This window comes from Acidovorax sp. (assembly GCF_034519795.1).
Lineage (GTDB): Bacteria > Pseudomonadota > Gammaproteobacteria > Burkholderiales > Burkholderiaceae_C > Acidovorax.
The window spans coordinates 330,259-346,148 of sequence record NZ_JAXHOB010000012.1 but is presented as its reverse complement, the minus strand read 5'-3'; the positions used below and the strand labels follow the sequence as shown (position 1 = coordinate 346,148).

The window sequence follows — 15,890 nt, the reverse complement described above, 5'->3', positions numbered from 1 at the left end:
ATCTGGCTCTTGATAAGCCAAAGTCGGCTCATGGCAGTCACAATTGAGCGCAAGCGTAGCAAACTCATGCCCCGGATTGCGACGGCCCTTGGCCGAACGACGAATCGTTGGTGCGTTAGAAAATCCAGGCTTGAGTTACGTTCAGCGAGCGTGCCGCATAGCATGGGGGATCAAAGCTTTTACCGAATTGGAGACACACTTTGGCGACTGGACAGACTCAACATAAGGCTAGCAAGGCCGCAGCTATCATCAACATGAAGGGTGGCGTGGGAAAAACCACGCTGAGCTACAACTTGTCTTTCGAACTGGCGGGCCGAGGCAATCATGTGTTGCTTGTCGACCTTGATCCCCAATCTAACGCCACGCTGGTTTGCATGAGTGACGCAGAGATCAAGCAGCATAAGGCAAGTGGTAAGCGCACGATAACGCATCTATTCTTAGATGCGTATGAGCCTCGTGTACCTCTAGCGCTGCCACAGACGGCAGGTCCTACTCTGCAGGACTACGTATTCGAAGTGCCGCTCGGCTCAGCTGCAGCGACTAACTCAGCACTTCACTTCATTCCGTCCGATATTTATCTGAGTTCAGTTCTTCGCGGGGTAAATTTAGGCCCTTATACCCTTGGGACGCTAATCACTGAAGAAGTAAGGCGGAAATACGACTACATACTCATAGATTGCGCCCCGACTTATTCATCCTTAACAACCATTGCGTTGAATACATGCCGCTCAGTGTTGATACCAATGATATCAGATACGTTCGGGATGCACGGTACTGATCTCATGCAGCAGATACTAGAGGAACATAAACATGATTTCGGGGTTGATGTGAAAGTAATTGGGGTTGTGTTTACGATGGTGAAAGATGGAGCAAATCAAAGAGCAACGGAGAGGAAGATTGTTGGTAAATGGGGCTCTGATGTTGTTTTTAAGCAGTCAATATCCCATAACGATTGGTACAAGGTAGCAAATGGTGAGCGGAAACCGTTCACCGCGACGCGCGCGCATGGGGGAGCAAAAGACGAGTTGAACAACTTCGTTGATCAGTTCATTGAGAGGAGTGCGAAATGAGTCGCGCGGAAACCCCTGCCGCTTTCCTTAAAGCTGCAGCGCGGGTGGATAAGGAAACGGCAAACTGCATCGCGGATTCGATGGTCAGGATTTCAAATCTATTAGCTTTGGAAAACACCTCAGCAACCCGGAAGGCTGCCGTTTTGAAGCAGATCTACAACTACCTTCAAAAGAAGGCGAATGATTTGGAGCCAATTCAGGTAGGGACGGGCGATTTAAGCCTTCGCAAGCTTCGGAACGAGTTAGCGCATAGTAAGTACCGGCGCGATGTTGATCTCTCGTCTTGGTATCCCGAGCTGTGGAAGGCAATAGGGCGCTTGGGGGTACGCCTTGGCCCCACTCAGATCGAGAACCTCTTGGCATACACGCTTGATGTTCCTAACATGCAGGCGGCAGGTCGCGGTGTTCCAGCTGCCAAGATTGTGCAGATGTACAGACCCTTGTTCTCCAAGCTTGACTCGGAGGCTCAACAGGTGCTCTTCGTGAATTTGTTGCTCCGCCTGTTTACCGACAGCGACTCACTTAGTTTGCTTGAGACGCGGAGCGAGCGATGAAAGTTCCATATCTAAATCAAAAGCGCAAGAAGGAAATGGGCTTGCTTGCGGAAGATTTTGCCAAAACTATTCGCGGACACATGGAGTCGGCACAGATTAAGCCGCGATTGGACGATCCCTGGCTAAAAATCATGTACCACTTATTGGCACTTTTGCACCTTTTGCCAGGGGCCAGGCTGGATGTCAATCCATCACGAGAATACGCCCTCCTAGGAGCTAAAGCCACGGGCAATCGAGAGCTTTTTCTTCAGGCGATGACAGCATTTCAAGCGCCCGAAGATGTTCTGAATGCGATGAGAGAGTCTTATCGGCGGACGGTTTTCTCTGGCTTCATTGCAGAATTGCGTTCTGATTTAATGATGGCGCTGACACAAGGGCTAATATATAGCTATCGCGGTGCTGCAATTAGTTTGAGGTGTGCCCTTGAGGATCTATATAGGCATCTTTACTACATGGATCACCCGCAAGAATTTGCGGCACTTAGCGCTGGTCGGGAAACAGAATTTTCAATGAAAATTAGTCCACAGGGGCTTAGGGAGTATTTGTCTAGAACTAGTTATTTGCGCAGTATTGTTGGTGCAAAAATTGACTTTTCCCCCAAGTCGGATCCTAAAGATATGGACTGGATTGCGGTAAACGACGATTTATATTCTGCCCTCTCATCTGCGGTGCATGGCGCATCAAGCGAGTGGTTTGCGGCAGTTGGTAGTGCCGCTTCGCTTGTGCGAAACGATGGAAAAGAGGAAAAACTGAATGCACTTTTTGTCAGATTTGCGAAGCTTTGCTCGACCTTCCTAATTGCCGCACACCGAGATGTGTTCGCATCATTAGGCGATTACGACAAGTCGCTGGTTTTTGAAATTTACGAGCCGTTAGAGCGTCGCAATCTCCGGGTATTGCTTAATATCTAGTTGTTGTCGTCACTGATAAGATAAGGTTGCCGGGGCAGGCCGCTTCCGCACGCGCCATGCCAGCACGAACGCATTCCGCAATGCCATGGTCTGTGTTGGCCCGGGAGCAGTGGGCTTTCGAGGGAGGAAAGCCGCCGGTTTCCAGCGGAGCAGGGCGCTTCAGCCATTGTCGGCAGCGCCCGCGCTGGCGGGAAAACAGCCATCATGCGTCGGCTCTGTGCGGAATTCCGGAGTGTTCAGGCGGCGGGCAGAACATCCTGGGACGGAAAACGCACACCCTCCGTCCCATCCACCCACGCATCGAGCTTGGGCATTACACCCTCGAACAGCGCGCTCTCATGCCACTGCGCCAACCATGCCTGCAGCCGAGGCCAGGGCTGCGCTGCCCACCAGTCGGCGTCAATACCCGCAAACTGCCGCACAAACGGCGCAATCGCCATGTCGGCCAGCGCCGCGTGGTCGCCAAACAGAAACGGCTGGTCAGCCAGCCGCGCCTCAAGCCCAAGTAGCCACTCCACAGCCTGCACACGTGCCTCGGCACCATCCGCCTCGGGATACCGGCTCGGGTACTTGCAGCGGTCCAGTGCCTGCTTGAAGGGGCCATCGCACTCGGCGATCAGCGCCAGCATGCCGGCCTCGTCGCCGTGGCTGGGCGTGAGCCAGCCGGCGGGGTCATTGCGGCCCAGCGCCCAGCGCATGATGTCCAGGCTCTGCTCCAGCACGGTCCCCTCGGGCAGCACCAGCACGGGCACGGTGGCCTTGGGCGATGCCTGCAGCAGGCCCTGGGGCTTGGCGCGCAGCACCACCTCGCGCAGCTCGCAGGCCTGCTCGCTCACGGCCAAGGCCAGCCGGGCGCGCATGGCATAGGGGCAGCGGCGAAAGGAGTAGAGGACGGGCAGGGTGCTCATGCAGGCCCGTCCTCGCCCCCGCCGCGGGGCGGCGTACCGGGCTGGCGTGCGCCGATGTGCTCCTCGCCGCGCGCTCGGGCGCGCTGCATCTGCCGCTCGCGTTCGGCCAGGGCCTGCTCCTGCTCGGGCGTGCGCGTGCCGTGGCAATAGGGGCAGCTCACGCCGGCCACATAGTGGGGCGATGCCAGCTCGGCCTCGCCCAGGGGCATGCGGCACGATCGGCACAGCTGGTGGTGGCCGGGCGCCAGGCCATGGCCTACCGATACGCGCTCGTCGAAGACAAAACAGTCGCCATGCCACAGGCTGTCTTCCTCGGGCACGGTCTCCAGGTACTTGAGGATGCCGCCTTCGAGGTGGTACACCTCGCCGAAGCCCTGGGACTTGAGCAGCGCGGTCGACTTCTCGCAGCGGATGCCGCCGGTGCAGAACATGGCCACGCGCGGCTTGCCTTCGAGCACGCCGCCGGGGGCGGACTGCTGGGCCACCCAGGCCGGAAACTCCGCAAAGCTCCTGGTGTGCGGGTTGATGGCGCGCTCGAAGCTGCCGATGCCCACCTCGTAGTCGTTGCGCGTGTCCACCACCACCACGGCGGGGTCGGCGATCAGCGCGTTCCAGTCCTCGGGCTTCACATAGGTGCCGGCGTTGCGCGCCGGGTTCAGGCCGGGCACGCCCAGGGTCACGATCTCGCGCTTGAGGCGCACGCGCATGCGGTAGAAGGGCTGGCGCTCGCCCAGGGCCTCTTTGTGCTGCAGGGCGGCAAAGCGGGCATCGCTGCGCAGCCAGGCCAGCACCGTGTGCACGCCTTCGGGCGGGCCGGCAATGGTGCCGTTGATGCCTTCGGGCGCCAGCAGCAGCATGCCGCGCACGCTGTGGGCGTCGCACAAGGCCTGCAGCGGGTCGCGCAGATCCGCAAAGTCGGGCAGGTCGACGAACTGGTACAGGGCGGCGGTGAGGATGGATGGCGTGACAGACTGCACGGAGGCGGGTGTAAAACAGGACAGAAGGGCTGATGATAGCGGTCACTTTTGGTTACGATGGGTGGTCGCCAACGCCGCAGCCAAGGTCGCCATGAGCAAGGAATCCACCGTCCATCTTTTTCGCCGGCTCGAGCAGCTCAACGGCATCGGTGCCGCGCTCTCGCGCGAGCGCGACATCGACCGGCTGCTGGAGAACATCCTGGAGGCGGCCAAGGCCATCACCGGGGCCGATGGCGGCACGCTGTACAGCGTGACCGAGGACCAGACGGCGCTGCGCTTCGAGATCGTGCGCACCGATTCGCTGGACATCCGCCTGGGCGGCACCACGGGCCGGCCCATCGATTTTCCGCAGTTGCCCCTGCGCAATGCCGATGGCTCGCCCAACGATACGCTGGTGGCGGCCTATGCGGCCATCCACGACCGCACGGTGAATGTGGCCGATGCCTACAGCGAAGAGGGCTTCGACTTCTCGGGCACGCGGCTGTTCGACCAGCGCACCGGCTACCGCTCGCAGTCCTTCCTCACGGTGCCGATGAAGAACCACGACCGCGAGCTCATCGGCGTGCTGCAGCTCATCAATGCGCGCGACCCCGAGACTGGCGAGGTCACCGAGTTCTCGGCAGCCGACCAGAGCCTGGCCGAGTCGCTGGCCTCGCAGGCCGCCATTGCGCTGACCAACCGGCTGCTGATCACCCAGCTCGAACGCCTGTTCGAGTCGTTCGTGAACCTGATCAACCTGGCCATCGACGAAAAGTCGCCCTACACCGGCGGCCACTGCCAGCGCGTGCCGGCCCTGACCATGATGCTGGCCGAGGCCGTGAACACCACGCAGGAGGGACCGCTGGCATCCTTCACCATGACCGAGCGCGACCGCTACGAACTCAAGATGGCCGGCCTGCTGCACGACTGCGGCAAGATCACCACGCCCGTGCATGTGGTGGACAAGGCCACCAAGCTGCAGACCATTTACGACCGCATCGGCCTGGTGGACACGCGTTTCGAGGTGCTCAAGCGCGATGCCGAGCTGGCTGCGCTGCGCCGCCAGCTGGCGCTGCGCCCGGTGGTGGACGCCGCTGCGGAGGCACAGGAGCTGCAGGGCCTGCAGCACAGCATCCACACGCTGGAGGAGGAGCGCGAGTTCATGCGCCGCTGCAACCAGGGTGCCGAGGCCATGCGGGCCGAAGACCAGCAGCGCGTGCGCGACATCTCGGCCGCGCGCCAGTGGCGCAACCCGCAGGGCGTGCAGACCAGCTTTCTCACGGCCGAGGAGGTCGAGAACCTGACCATCCGCTCGGGCACGCTCACCCAGGCCGAGCGCGACACCGTCAACTACCACATCGTCGCCACCATCAAGATGCTGGAGACGCTGCCCTGGCCGCGCCACCTCAAGAACGTGCCCGAGTACGCGGGCGGCCACCACGAGCGCATGGACGGCAAGGGCTACCCACGCGGCCTCACGCGCGACCAGATGTCGGTGCAGGCGCGCATGATGGGCATTGCCGACATCTTCGAGGCGCTCACGGCCGCCGACCGGCCCTACAAGAGCGGCATGACGCTGTCGCAGGCGCTGGCCATCATGTGCAAGATGCGCGACAACGGCCACATCGACCCCGACCTGTTCCAGGTGTTCGTGCGCGAAGGGGTCTATGCGCGCTACGGCAAGGAGTTTCTGGAGCCCGCGCAGGTGGACGAGATTCCCCCTGAGGTGATTGCCAGGGCACTCGTCAGCTGATGCTTCACCCCACCTGGGCCATCAGCCATTTGTGGAAGGCCTCCATCGCCGGGCTGGGCACGCGTGATTTCAGCCGCGTGAGCCAGTAGGCGCCACGCTGCAGCTCCAGCGCAAACGGGCGCACCAGCCGGCCCTGTTGCAGCTCGCGCGTGAACATGCTCACCGGCAGCAGCGCCACACCCGCGCCCTGTACGGCCGCCTCGGCCAGGGTCAGGGACGAGTCGAACACGGCGCCGCGCACCACGGGGCAGGGCGCGCCGGCCGCATCGAACCAGGCCACCCATTCGTCCACGCGGTAGGTGCGCAGCAGCGGCTGGCGCGCCAGGTCCGCCGGGTGGCGCAGGTGGTGGGCCAGGGCCGGGGCGCACATGGCGGTCATGGGGGCGTGCAATATGCACTGCGCCTCGGTGCCGTGCCAGGCGCCATCGCCAAAGCGAATCGCATAGTCCAGGCCCTCGCCGGCCATGTCCACCCGGTTGTTGTGCGTGAGCAGGCGCAGGTCCACAAAGGGGCAGGCCTGCTGAAAGTCGCGCAACCGTGGCAGCAGCCAGCCTACGGCAAAGGTGCCGACCACGCCCACGGTAAGCACCTCGCGCGGGCGGGCATCGCTCATGTGCTCCAGTGCGGCCGCAATGCGCTCGAAGGCATCGCTGAGCACCGGCAGCAGCGCCTGGCCTTCGTCCGTGAGCGCCAGGCCCCGGGGCAGGCGGCGAAACAGCGGCTTGCCCAGCCGGTCCTCCAGGTTGCGGATGTGCTGGCTCACGGCTGTCTGGCTCACGTTGAGCTCGTCGGCGGCGCGGGTCAGGTTCAAGTGGCGGGCCGACACCTCGAAGGCGCGCAGGGCGTTGAGCGGCAGGTGCATAAGTTTTTCTTGGGTCTCGGGTCGATTATTGTCGATGGTGCGCTGTGCGTCGAATCGGTATCGTTGCGTCTATTCCGTTCAACGACAGAGGTAAATGATGATTCGACGAGATTTCGTAGCTGCTTTCGGCTTGATCCCCCTGGCCGCCCTGGCCCAGACCAGTCCGCAGAAAAACAGTGGCTCTGCCGCCGATGCCGCCTGGCTGGCAGACCTCAAACGCATCGAGGCCAGCGTGGGTGGCCGCGTGGGCGTGGCCGCGCTCGATACCCATACCGGCCGGCAGATCGCGCACCGGGGGGGAGAGCGCTTTCCCATGGCCAGCACCTTCAAGCTGCTGCTGGCCGCGCAGACCCTGCGCCGCGTGGACCAGGGCCACGACAAGCTGGACCGCCGCATCACCTACGCCAAAAAAGACCTGGTGACCTACTCGCCCGTGACCGAGCCGCACGCCGATGGTGCCGGCCTCACGGTGGAAGAGCTGTGCGCCGGCACCATGACCCTGAGCGACAACACCGCCGCCAACCTGCTGCTGGCCAGCAATGGCGGCCCACCCGCGCTCACGGCCTATGTGCGCTCGCTGGGCGACAGCATCACGCGGCTGGACCGCACCGAACCCGAACTCAACGAGGCCAAGCCTGGCGACCCGCGCGACACCACCACGCCCGTGGCCATGGTGCATTGCATCCAGGCGCTGGCGTTGGGCCAGGCCCTGTCACCCGCCTCGCGCGAGAAGCTGCAGGGCTGGCTGCTGGCCAACAAGACAGGCGACAAGCGCCTGCGCGCCCGCCTGCCCGAGGGCTGGAAGGCAGGGGAGAAGACCGGTACCGCATCGCGCGGCACCAGCAACGATGCCGGCGTGTTCTGGCCGCCAGCGCGCAAGCCCATCGTGGTGAGCTGCTACCTGACCGGCGGCGAGGCGCCGCCCGAGCAGCGCGATGCGGCCATGGCAGAGATTGGGGCGCTGGTGGCCCGGTGGGCCCTGGCAGCGTAGGGAGAGAGTTAGCCCTGCATTGCCAGCAGTTGCTTGGCGTGCAGGGCCATCATCTTTTCTTCATTGGCGGGTATGACCAGGGTCTCGAAAGCGCCCAGCATCTGCAGGCGCGCCAGCACCGCTTCGCGCACCGGGTCTGCGTTCTCGCCGATGCCACCGGTGAACACCAGGGCATCGAGCCCGCCCATGGACACGGCCAGCATGGCCGTGTACTGCGCCACCTTCAGCGCAAAGTAGTCGACCGCAAAGGCCGCCTGCGGGTCGGCGCTGGCCAGCAGGGCCTGCATGTCGCTGCTTACACCGGACAGGCCCTTGAGGCCCGACTCCTGGTACAGCAGGTGCTCGACCTGCGCGGCATCCATGCCCAGCTCGCGCTGCAGGTAGATCACGGCCCCCGCATCGATGGCGCCGCTGCGCGTGCCCATGGGCAGGCCGTCCAGGGCGGTCATGCCCATGGTGGTGTCCACGCTGCGGCCCGCCTGCATGGCGCACAGGCTGGCGCCGTTGCCCAGGTGCGCGGCCACCACGCGGGCCTCGCGCAGGTCGGGGCGGGTGCGGGCGATCTCGTGCGCCAGCCATTCGTACGACAGGCCGTGGAAGCCGTAGCGGCGCACGCCCTGCGCGCGCAGGGCCTGGGGCAGGGCAAAGGTCTGGAACAGCGGGTCCATGCGCGCATGGAAGGCGGTGTCGAAGCAGGCGATGTCCAGCGCATGGCTGGCCAGGCGCTCTGACGCTGCAATGCCGGCCAGGTTGTGCGGCTGGTGCAGGGGGGCCAGCGGGGCCAGGGCCTGGAGGCGGGCCACGATGGCGGGCGTGACGAGCACCGGCGCGCGAAAATCCGCGCCGCCATGCACCACCCGGTGCACCACGGCCGCCAGGTGCCAGCCGTCGTCGTGCTGGTCGATCAGCGCGATCACGGCCGCCATGGCAGTGTCGTGGTCCGCCGCAGGCAGGGCGGTGCGCAGCGGGGCCTCGGTCCCGGCCAGTCGGGCCGACAACTGCGCGCTGGTGCCGATGCCGGTCACCTTGCCCGCCATCAGCACGGCGAGGGATTCGCGCTCGAACACCTGGAACTTGATGCTGGACGAGCCGACGTTCAGCACCAGCAGCACGGGCGTGTTCTGCTTCATTTGATCAACCCCTTGCTGCGGGCATGGGCCAGCAGCAGCGCCACGGCGCACGACAGCAGGCGTGCCCGCTGGCTGTCGGCCCGGCTGGTCAGGATGATGGGCACGCGCGCGCCCAGCACGATGCCGGCGGCCTCCGCGCCACTCAAAAAGATGAGCTGCTTGGCCAGCATGTTGCCCGCCTCGATGTTGGGCACCAGCAGGATGTCGGCGTTGCCCGCGACCTCCGAGACGATGCCCTTGGTGCGGGCCGCCTCCGCGCTGATGGCATTGTCGAAGGCCAGCGGGCCATCGATCAGGCAGCCCGTGATCTGGCCCCGGTCGGCCATCTTGCACAGGGCGGCGGCATCGAGCGTGGCGATCATCTTCGGGCTCACGGTCTCTACCGCCGCCAGCACCGCCACCTTGGGCAGCACGTCGGCGCCGAACAGCGCATGCCAGAGATCGACGGCGTTCTGCACGATGTCGACCTTGGTGGCAAGGTCGGGCGCGATGTTCACCGCGGCGTCGGTGATGATGAAGGCCTTGGAATAGCTCTCCTGGTCAATGAGGAAGGCATGCGAAATGCGCCGCTCGGTGCGCAGGCCGGCGTCGCTCTTGACCACCGCGCCCATCAGCTCGTCGGAGTGCAGCGAGCCCTTCATCAGCGCATCGACCTCGCGCGCGGCGGCCAGGGCCACCGCCTTGGCGGCCGCGTCGTGGCTGTGTTCGGCATCGACCAGGCGCCAGGCCGAGATGTCCACGCCCGCCGCTTCGGCGGCCTCGCGCGTGCGCGCGGCAGGCCCCACCAGCACGGGGGTGATCAGCCCTTGCTGCTGCGCCTCCTGCGCGGCCTGCAGCACATTGGCGCTGACCGCATGGACGATGGCGGTGCGCGCGGGCGCGAGCGTGCGGCAATGTTCCAGCAGACTGTTGGCATCAAAACTGTTCATCGGGAATCACCAGGGTTGCAGGACGTAGAAAGGGGGAAGGGGGCCGGGCCTCAGCCGTGGCCGAGCACCCAGTCGGCAATGCCCGGCCAGGCGCTTCGGAGTGTGCCACTGCCCATGAACAGGCCGATGTGCCCGCCGGGTACGAGCTTGCGCACGATCTTGTGCCTGGGCGTGCCGATCAGGTCGGCCGCGGCGAACACCTGCTCGGGCGTGGTGATGTCGTCCGCCTCGCCGCCCAGCAGGTAGGTGGGAATGGTGATGTCGCGCAGCGCCAGCGTTCTGCCCAGGCCGACAAAGCTGCCCTTGGCAAAGCGGTTGTCCTTGAACAACTGCTCGATGGCCTGCAGGTAGTAGGCGCCGGGCAGGTCCACCGGGTTCTCGTACCAGCGCTCGAATTGCTCGGTGCGGGCGACCTGGCTCTGGTCCTCGATGTTGCGGTACAGGGTGGCGTACTTCTCGGCATACTGCTCGGCCGGGTGCATGTTCTTCCAGCCGGCCAGCATCATGCTGCCGCGCATCAGGCCCTGGCCCAGGTCGACCATCTCGCGGTAGGTGGCCAGCGGCAGGCTGTGCGCCAGGCGCTTGATCGGGCCATCGCCGGCATCGGTGTCGATGGGCGAGCCCGCCAGCACCAGGCTCTTGACCTTGCCCGGAAAGCGCGCCGCATACATGGCGCTCAGCCAGCCGCCCTGGCACAGGCCGATGAGGTGCACCTGGCCGCCCAGGTCATCCACCACCACGTTGAGCTCGGCCAGGTAGGTGTCGATGTCGAAGAAGCGCATGGCCGGCGTGGCCGTCTTCCAGTCGGTCACCAGCACGCGCGGTGCGCCTGCGGCCATCAGGACCTGCACCAGGCTCTGGCCGGGGGCGTAGTCGGCGATGGTGGAGCTGTGCCCTGCAAAGGGCGCGTCGATCAGGATGGGGATGCCCTTGGCCGTGCTGTCGGTGAACTCGCGCAGCCGCATGGTGGCCAGCTCCAGCCGCACCTGGTTGGGCGTGGCCCATTCGGGCTGGGGCGGGTGGTCGATGACGGCCGCCTCGGTGGCAAAGGCCAGGTTGCGCTGCATGAGCGACACGGCCTGCTCGCCCAGGTGCCAGGCCGCCGCCATGGGCCAGAAGAGGGGAACGCTGTGTTCCGAGGGGATCGGCGCCGCCGATGCGGTGCGCGAGAGGGTGCCGTGCTCAGCCATGGAAAGCTCCGAAAAAGGGATGCCAGAATTCATCTGCTGCAGTGCAATATCCAGCTTAGCATGGGCTCTGTACACCTTTGTTGCACCCCTTTGTGGTGGGCGGGCTTGCCGCTGCTGGCCATAATTGGCTGGCAAATGCCTTGACCGCCATAGACGACCGGGCCCCGCCCGACCACCGGAGAACCTTCGCATGGACCATGAAGAGCGATTCACCCCCGGCCACTGGGAAGAACTGTTGCAGCAGATCGACCTGGAGGTCGACCAGATGGCCATCGTCTGCCAGGTGCCGCTGGCCGCCCCCGGCGCCGCGGAGCGCGTGCTGGCTCGCGACCGGCTGGTGGCCCGGCACGACAACCCGGCCGCCTTCGAAAAGCTGCGCGGCCTGCTGGCCATGCACTACGCCGTCACCCGCCAGATGATCGACGAGCTGGGCGGCGATGCCACGGTGGCCATCGCCGAGCACGTGCGCGAACACCTTGCTCCGCGCATCGGCCACCAGTTGGACGCGCCCAAAGAGGGGGAATGAGGGGCGATCGCCTGGTCTTGCGCTACAGGCCCGGCCCGATCAGAGCTTCTTGACCAGCACCTGGCTGCGCCGGTCCCAGTTGTACTTGCGCTTGCGCGCCTCGGGCAGCCAGTCGGGGTCGGCGGGCTGAAAGCCGCGTTTGATGAACCAGTGCATGGTGCGCGTGGTCAGCACGAAGATGCTGTCCAGGCCCGCAGCGCGGGCGCGCTGCTCGATGCGCTTGAGCAGTTTTTCGCCATCGCCCGTGCCCTGGCTTTGCGGCGACACGGTGACGGCGGCCATCTCGGCCGTCTTCGCCTCGGGGTAGGGGTAGAGCGCCGCACAGCCGAAGATCACGCCGTCGTGGTCGATGATGGTGTAGGCGGAGATGTCGCGCTCGATCTCGGTGCGGTCGCGCTTGACCAGGGTGCCGTCCTTCTCGAACGGCTCGATCAGCTGCAGAATGCCGCCCACGTCGTCGATGGTGGCCTCGCGCAGCTCTTCGAGCTTCTCGTCGATCACCATGGTGCCGATGCCGTCGTGCACGTACACCTCCAGCAGCAGCGAGCCATCCACCGCGAACGGCAGGATGTGGCTGCGCTCCACGCCGGCCTTGCAGGCCTTGACGCAGTGCTGCAGGTAAAAGCCGGTGTCGGTCGGCTGCTGCGCGGTGGGCAGCGTGGCCAGCAGGGCCTGGGCCGCTGCCAGCGGCAGCTCGGTGTCGATGGGGTTGTCCTCGCCCTCGGGCTCGCCGGGCTGCATGCGGATGCCGGGCACCTCGGTCAGAAAGATCAGCTTGTCGGCGCGCAGTTCGATGGCCACGCTGGTGGCCACTTCTTCCATGCTCAGGTTGAAGGCCTCGCCCGTGGGCGAGAAGCCGAACGGCGAGAGCAGCACCATGGCGCCCATGTCCAGCGTGCGCTGGATGCCGGCCACATCGACCTTGCGCACCAGGCCCGAGTGCTGGAAGTCCACCCCGTCCATGATGCCCACCGGCCGCGCCGTGAGGAAGTTGCCCGAGATCACGCGCACCGTGGCGCCGGCCATGGGCGTGTTGGGCAGGCCCTGGCTGAAGGCGGCTTCGATCTCGTAGCGCAGCTGGCCCGCGGCCTCCTGCGCGCAGTCGAGCGCCACCGAGTCGGTGATGCGGATGCCGTGCGAGTACTTGGCCTCATGCCCCTTGGCCGCCAGCTGCTCGTTGACCTGCGGGCGAAAGCCGTGCACGAGCACGATGCGCACGCCCATGGCCTGGATCAGCGCCAAGTCCTGCGCAATGTTGTGCAGCTTGCCTGCCGCGATGCCTTCCCCCGTCAGCCCGATCACGAAAGTCTGGTTGCGGAACTTGTGGATGTAGGGCGCCACCGAGCGGAACCAGGGGACGAAGGTGAAGTTGAAAACGGCGGACATGGGCAGCGAGGGGTGGGGCGACCTGAAAATAAGAATGCGTTGGCAGGCCGGCATCATAAGGGCGTACCCCGCCCCGCGCTGCGGCCCGCATCACAGTGCCTGGCGAAACGCTCCCAGTTTGGCCGCAAACGGCTCCAGCACCAGCCCTTCGTCGGGCAGGCCGCCCTGCGCGGGCGCGGCCAGCGCAATGCCGCAGTCCCGCAGCAAGGCCACCATCTCCACCGGGGCGATGGTGCCCTGGCGCAGCAGCGCGTCCACCGTGCGGCCCAGGGCCTCGCGGTGGGTCTGCAGCAGCGCCTGGGCGCGCCGGTACTGCTGCTGCATCAGCGCCTCGATGGCCTCGTTGCTCGGGCCCACGTCGGTGTTGACGTGGTTGTCCATCTCCACCGTCACGTCGGTGCGGGCCAGGCGCGCACCGAAGCCGTGGTGGCGGATGTAGCGCGCGGCCTCGGCCGTCACCTGCTTGTAGTCCTGCTCGGCACCGGTGGTGCAGGCCATTTCGCCGAACACCAGCTCCTCGGCCACGCGGCCGGCCAGGCCCACGCACATCATGTCCAGCGCGTTCTGCCGGGTCGTGGCCTTGAGGCTGGAGAAGCTGTTGTACCCGCCCTAGAAGGAGGCGATGTTGATCTTCACCTCCTGCGGGGCATGGCCGAACAGCACACAGTAGGCCAGGCCGTGCCCGGCCTCGTGCACCGCCAGCAGGGCGCGAAAATCCGCGTTGGCGCGCTGCTTGAGCCGGTTGAGCTCCAGCACCACCGGGAAGGTGGTCTCTGCCGGCCCGTGCGGCCCCAGCCCCTGCACCAGCAAATGGCGCTTGCCGGTCGCGAGCGTGATGGGGAACTCCTGCGCCAGCGGCAGTTGCTCCTGCATGACCCACAGCGCGGCGTTGACCAGGTTGGCGCTCAGGATGGCGTGCACCGACGAGAACAGCGGCCGCGTGCCCTGTGCCGGAAAGACGGCGTTGGCATACAGCTCGTTGAGCACGTCCTGCCCGATGGCAAAGCGCACGCCGCACTGCGCGGCGATGTCGTCCACGTAGCGCGTGCACAGGTTGCGGATGAGCTGCTCGTAGGTCGCCTTGCTGAACGAGGGGTAGATCACATGCTCGTTTCCCAGGCGCGCGATCTGCTCGGGCTTGAAGCGTTCGCCCAGCGCTTTCTTCACGTCGATCAGCGAGAGCTTGCGCGTCAGGCGGTGGAAGATGTCGGCGTCGGTGTCGCAGTCCTCCACGCGCTGGGCGGTCTCGTGGTACATCTCGTCGAGGTTGCCGCAGACGAAGACCAGGAGCTTGCTGTAGTCGGTTTCCCATGAGTGGTGCGACTGCTGAAAGCGCGTGAACAGCGCCTGCACCTTGGCGGGCGGCCACTGCATGATCTCGGCCAGCGGCTCCTGCAGCTTGAGCATGCGCTTGAGCTCCTGCGCGTCCCAGGCATCGAGCTGAAAGCGCAGCGGCGGCTTGCCGGCGCGCGCTTCGTCGTCGGTCTCGGCGCGTTCGGCCTCGTAGTGGGCGTCGGCCAGCTTGCGCTCGATGTTGGACAGCGCGCTCAGCGCGGGCGGCAGGCGCCCGTCGGAGAGCAGGGTCCACACGTCCTGGTAGCGCTCGACCTTCACGTCCTCGCCCTTGCGGTCCATGGTGCGAAAGCGCTGGAATTCGTCGAGCACCAGGATGCCGGTCGCCGCCTCGGTGATGCCCGAGTCGCCCAGCATGCCCGAGATGGTGGAGCTGCGGTAGCTGGCGCCGTGGCTGAAGCCGTCCATCTGCACCTCCACGAAGCGGTCGTAAAAGCCCAGGAGCTGCGCCAGGCGCCGCGTGAGCTGGGTCTTGCCCGTACCGGTCAAGCCCCACAGGCAGACGATGACCGGGCGGCTGATGAGCTGGGGCAGCACATACCAGGCGCGCACGGCATCGATCACGCGGTCGATCACGTCGTCGATGCCGAAGAGCTCGGCCTTGAGCTGCGCAGCCGCCCGTGCCAGCGCCTGCTGGCGCACGGCCAGCTCGGCGGCGCTGACGGCGGCGGGCGCGGTGTCGCCATGGGCATGCACGGGTGCCGGTGCGGCATGCGGTGCGGTGGCAGGCACCCCGCCTGCGGCCAGGGCCGCAGTGGGGTGCAGGGTGTGCCGCGGCTGCGGCGGCACGTCGTTGGTGAAGGGATTCATATCGGTCAATCGGTCAATCGTTCTGTAGCTTGCCTTGGATCGCCTTGCGCAGGGCGACGTTGTCCGCGCGGCGCTGGGCCCCGCGGCTGCGTATGTGCTTGCCTGCCGCGCTGGACAGGCTGCGCTGGGCCAGCGCGGTGGCCACAGGGTTTCGGGGCGGGCCCGAGGCTTCGAGCTTCAGCACCAGGGGCTGCTTCATGCGGCGCAGCTTCTTGATTTCACCCTGGGCGTAGGCGCGGGACAATTTTTGGGCACTCATGTGCACTCCACAAACAAAAAACCCCGGCAAGGTAGCCAGGGCTTGTGGAGCGCTGCACTGGGTGCGAGGTGCGCTTGTTTGCCGTGGCTGGACTCGTGAATGCACAGTCCAGCCGGGGCGGTGGACTGTGGTCAGGCAGGAGCGAACAAGGGAACAAACATAGCGGTGACCTCCAGGGCTTTCAGCGGTGGCCGACATGGCCATGCGTTGCGGAAAGAAGGCGCCATTGTGGCGAGCCGCGCAGCGCGTGGCAAGCCGTGGCTGCGGCAAAAGCAAGTGACTGTCGCGTGAAAGGAACAGTG

Annotated in this window: 15 protein-coding genes and 1 pseudogene; 6 read left to right on the top strand and 10 right to left on the bottom strand. The window is 65.1% G+C overall.

Annotated features, from left to right (window positions below; translation table 11 throughout):
* Positions 1-200 precede the first annotated feature (200 nt).
* The 3 genes from U5N23_RS15090 to U5N23_RS15080 are packed head-to-tail and all read left to right on the top strand — an operon-like array spanning position 201 to position 2,535.
* The gene (locus U5N23_RS15090; protein ID WP_322593600.1) at positions 201-1,070 is read left to right on the top strand and encodes a ParA family protein; all 870 of its coding nucleotides are present in this window, start codon (positions 201-203) and stop codon (positions 1,068-1,070) included.
* Positions 1,067-1,624: a hypothetical protein gene (locus U5N23_RS15085; RefSeq protein ID WP_322593599.1), complete on the top strand. Its 558-nt coding sequence runs from the start codon at positions 1,067-1,069 to the stop codon at positions 1,622-1,624. Before U5N23_RS15090 ends, U5N23_RS15085 begins: the two co-directional genes overlap by 4 nt.
* Complete coding sequence (locus U5N23_RS15080; RefSeq protein WP_322593598.1) at positions 1,621-2,535, top strand: hypothetical protein; 915 nt, start codon at positions 1,621-1,623, stop codon at positions 2,533-2,535. The genes U5N23_RS15085 and U5N23_RS15080 overlap by 4 nt, the downstream gene beginning before the upstream one ends.
* Before the next feature lie 236 nt (positions 2,536-2,771).
* Here the strand turns inward: U5N23_RS15080 and U5N23_RS15075 are convergent, their stop codons facing one another.
* Together U5N23_RS15075 and U5N23_RS15070 are read right to left on the bottom strand one after the other, a co-directional pair.
* Positions 2,772-3,443 (bottom strand): glutathione S-transferase, encoded by a 672-nt coding sequence (locus U5N23_RS15075; RefSeq protein WP_322593597.1) that lies wholly within the window; start codon positions 3,441-3,443, stop codon positions 2,772-2,774.
* Positions 3,440-4,420 carry a rhodanese-related sulfurtransferase gene (locus U5N23_RS15070; RefSeq protein ID WP_322593596.1) on the bottom strand — a complete coding sequence of 327 codons (981 nt, stop codon included), beginning with the start codon at positions 4,418-4,420 and terminating at the stop codon, positions 3,440-3,442. Before U5N23_RS15070 ends, U5N23_RS15075 begins: the two co-directional genes overlap by 4 nt.
* Before the next feature lie 91 nt (positions 4,421-4,511).
* Here U5N23_RS15070 and U5N23_RS15065 point away from each other — a divergent pair, with 91 nt between their 5' ends.
* The gene (locus U5N23_RS15065) at positions 4,512-6,152 is read left to right on the top strand and encodes an HD domain-containing phosphohydrolase (RefSeq protein WP_322593595.1); all 1,641 of its coding nucleotides are present in this window, start codon (positions 4,512-4,514) and stop codon (positions 6,150-6,152) included.
* Between the two features lie 4 nt (positions 6,153-6,156).
* Here U5N23_RS15065 and U5N23_RS15060 read toward each other — a convergent pair whose 3' ends face one another.
* Positions 6,157-7,014 (bottom strand): LysR family transcriptional regulator, encoded by an 858-nt coding sequence (locus tag U5N23_RS15060; RefSeq protein ID WP_322593594.1) that lies wholly within the window; start codon positions 7,012-7,014, stop codon positions 6,157-6,159.
* Positions 7,015-7,111: 97 nt separating this feature from the next.
* On the opposite strand from U5N23_RS15060, the gene bla reads away from it, so the two are divergent.
* Positions 7,112-8,005: a class A beta-lactamase gene (bla, locus tag U5N23_RS15055; RefSeq protein ID WP_322593883.1), complete on the top strand. Its 894-nt coding sequence runs from the start codon at positions 7,112-7,114 to the stop codon at positions 8,003-8,005.
* An 8-nt stretch (positions 8,006-8,013) separates the two neighbouring features.
* Here bla and U5N23_RS15050 read toward each other — a convergent pair whose 3' ends face one another.
* The 3 genes from U5N23_RS15050 to U5N23_RS15040 are packed head-to-tail and all read right to left on the bottom strand — an operon-like array spanning position 8,014 to position 11,254.
* Complete coding sequence (locus tag U5N23_RS15050) at positions 8,014-9,135, bottom strand: acetate/propionate family kinase (protein ID WP_322593593.1); 1,122 nt, start codon at positions 9,133-9,135, stop codon at positions 8,014-8,016.
* Positions 9,132-10,064: a bifunctional enoyl-CoA hydratase/phosphate acetyltransferase gene (locus U5N23_RS15045; protein WP_322593592.1), complete on the bottom strand. Its 933-nt coding sequence runs from the start codon at positions 10,062-10,064 to the stop codon at positions 9,132-9,134. The genes U5N23_RS15050 and U5N23_RS15045 overlap by 4 nt, the downstream gene beginning before the upstream one ends.
* A 50-nt stretch (positions 10,065-10,114) precedes the next feature.
* Positions 10,115-11,254, bottom strand: coding sequence for an alpha/beta fold hydrolase (locus U5N23_RS15040; RefSeq protein WP_322593591.1), 1,140 nt, complete (start codon positions 11,252-11,254; stop codon positions 10,115-10,117).
* A 190-nt stretch (positions 11,255-11,444) separates the two neighbouring features.
* On the opposite strand from U5N23_RS15040, the gene U5N23_RS15035 reads away from it, so the two are divergent.
* On the top strand, positions 11,445-11,780 hold the full coding sequence (locus U5N23_RS15035) for a hypothetical protein (protein ID WP_322593590.1): 336 nt from the start codon (positions 11,445-11,447) through the stop codon (positions 11,778-11,780).
* 39 nt (positions 11,781-11,819) lie between these two features.
* Here U5N23_RS15035 and argA read toward each other — a convergent pair whose 3' ends face one another.
* From argA to U5N23_RS15015, 4 genes and pseudogenes are all read right to left on the bottom strand, one after another.
* Positions 11,820-13,166 (bottom strand): amino-acid N-acetyltransferase, encoded by a 1,347-nt coding sequence (gene argA, locus U5N23_RS15030; RefSeq protein WP_322593589.1) that lies wholly within the window; start codon positions 13,164-13,166, stop codon positions 11,820-11,822.
* 90 nt (positions 13,167-13,256) lie between these two features.
* A pseudogene (locus U5N23_RS15025) lies at positions 13,257-13,730 on the bottom strand (peptidase M41); the annotation flags it as partial.
* Positions 13,731-13,775: 45 nt separating this feature from the next.
* Positions 13,776-15,329, bottom strand: a complete 1,554-nt coding sequence (locus U5N23_RS15020; protein ID WP_322593588.1) for an AAA family ATPase — start codon at positions 15,327-15,329, stop codon at positions 13,776-13,778.
* A gap of 13 nt (positions 15,330-15,342) precedes the next feature.
* Entirely contained in the window at positions 15,343-15,588 is a 246-nt protein-coding gene (locus tag U5N23_RS15015) for a hypothetical protein (RefSeq protein WP_305745697.1), read from the bottom strand.
* Positions 15,589-15,890 lie beyond the last annotated feature (302 nt).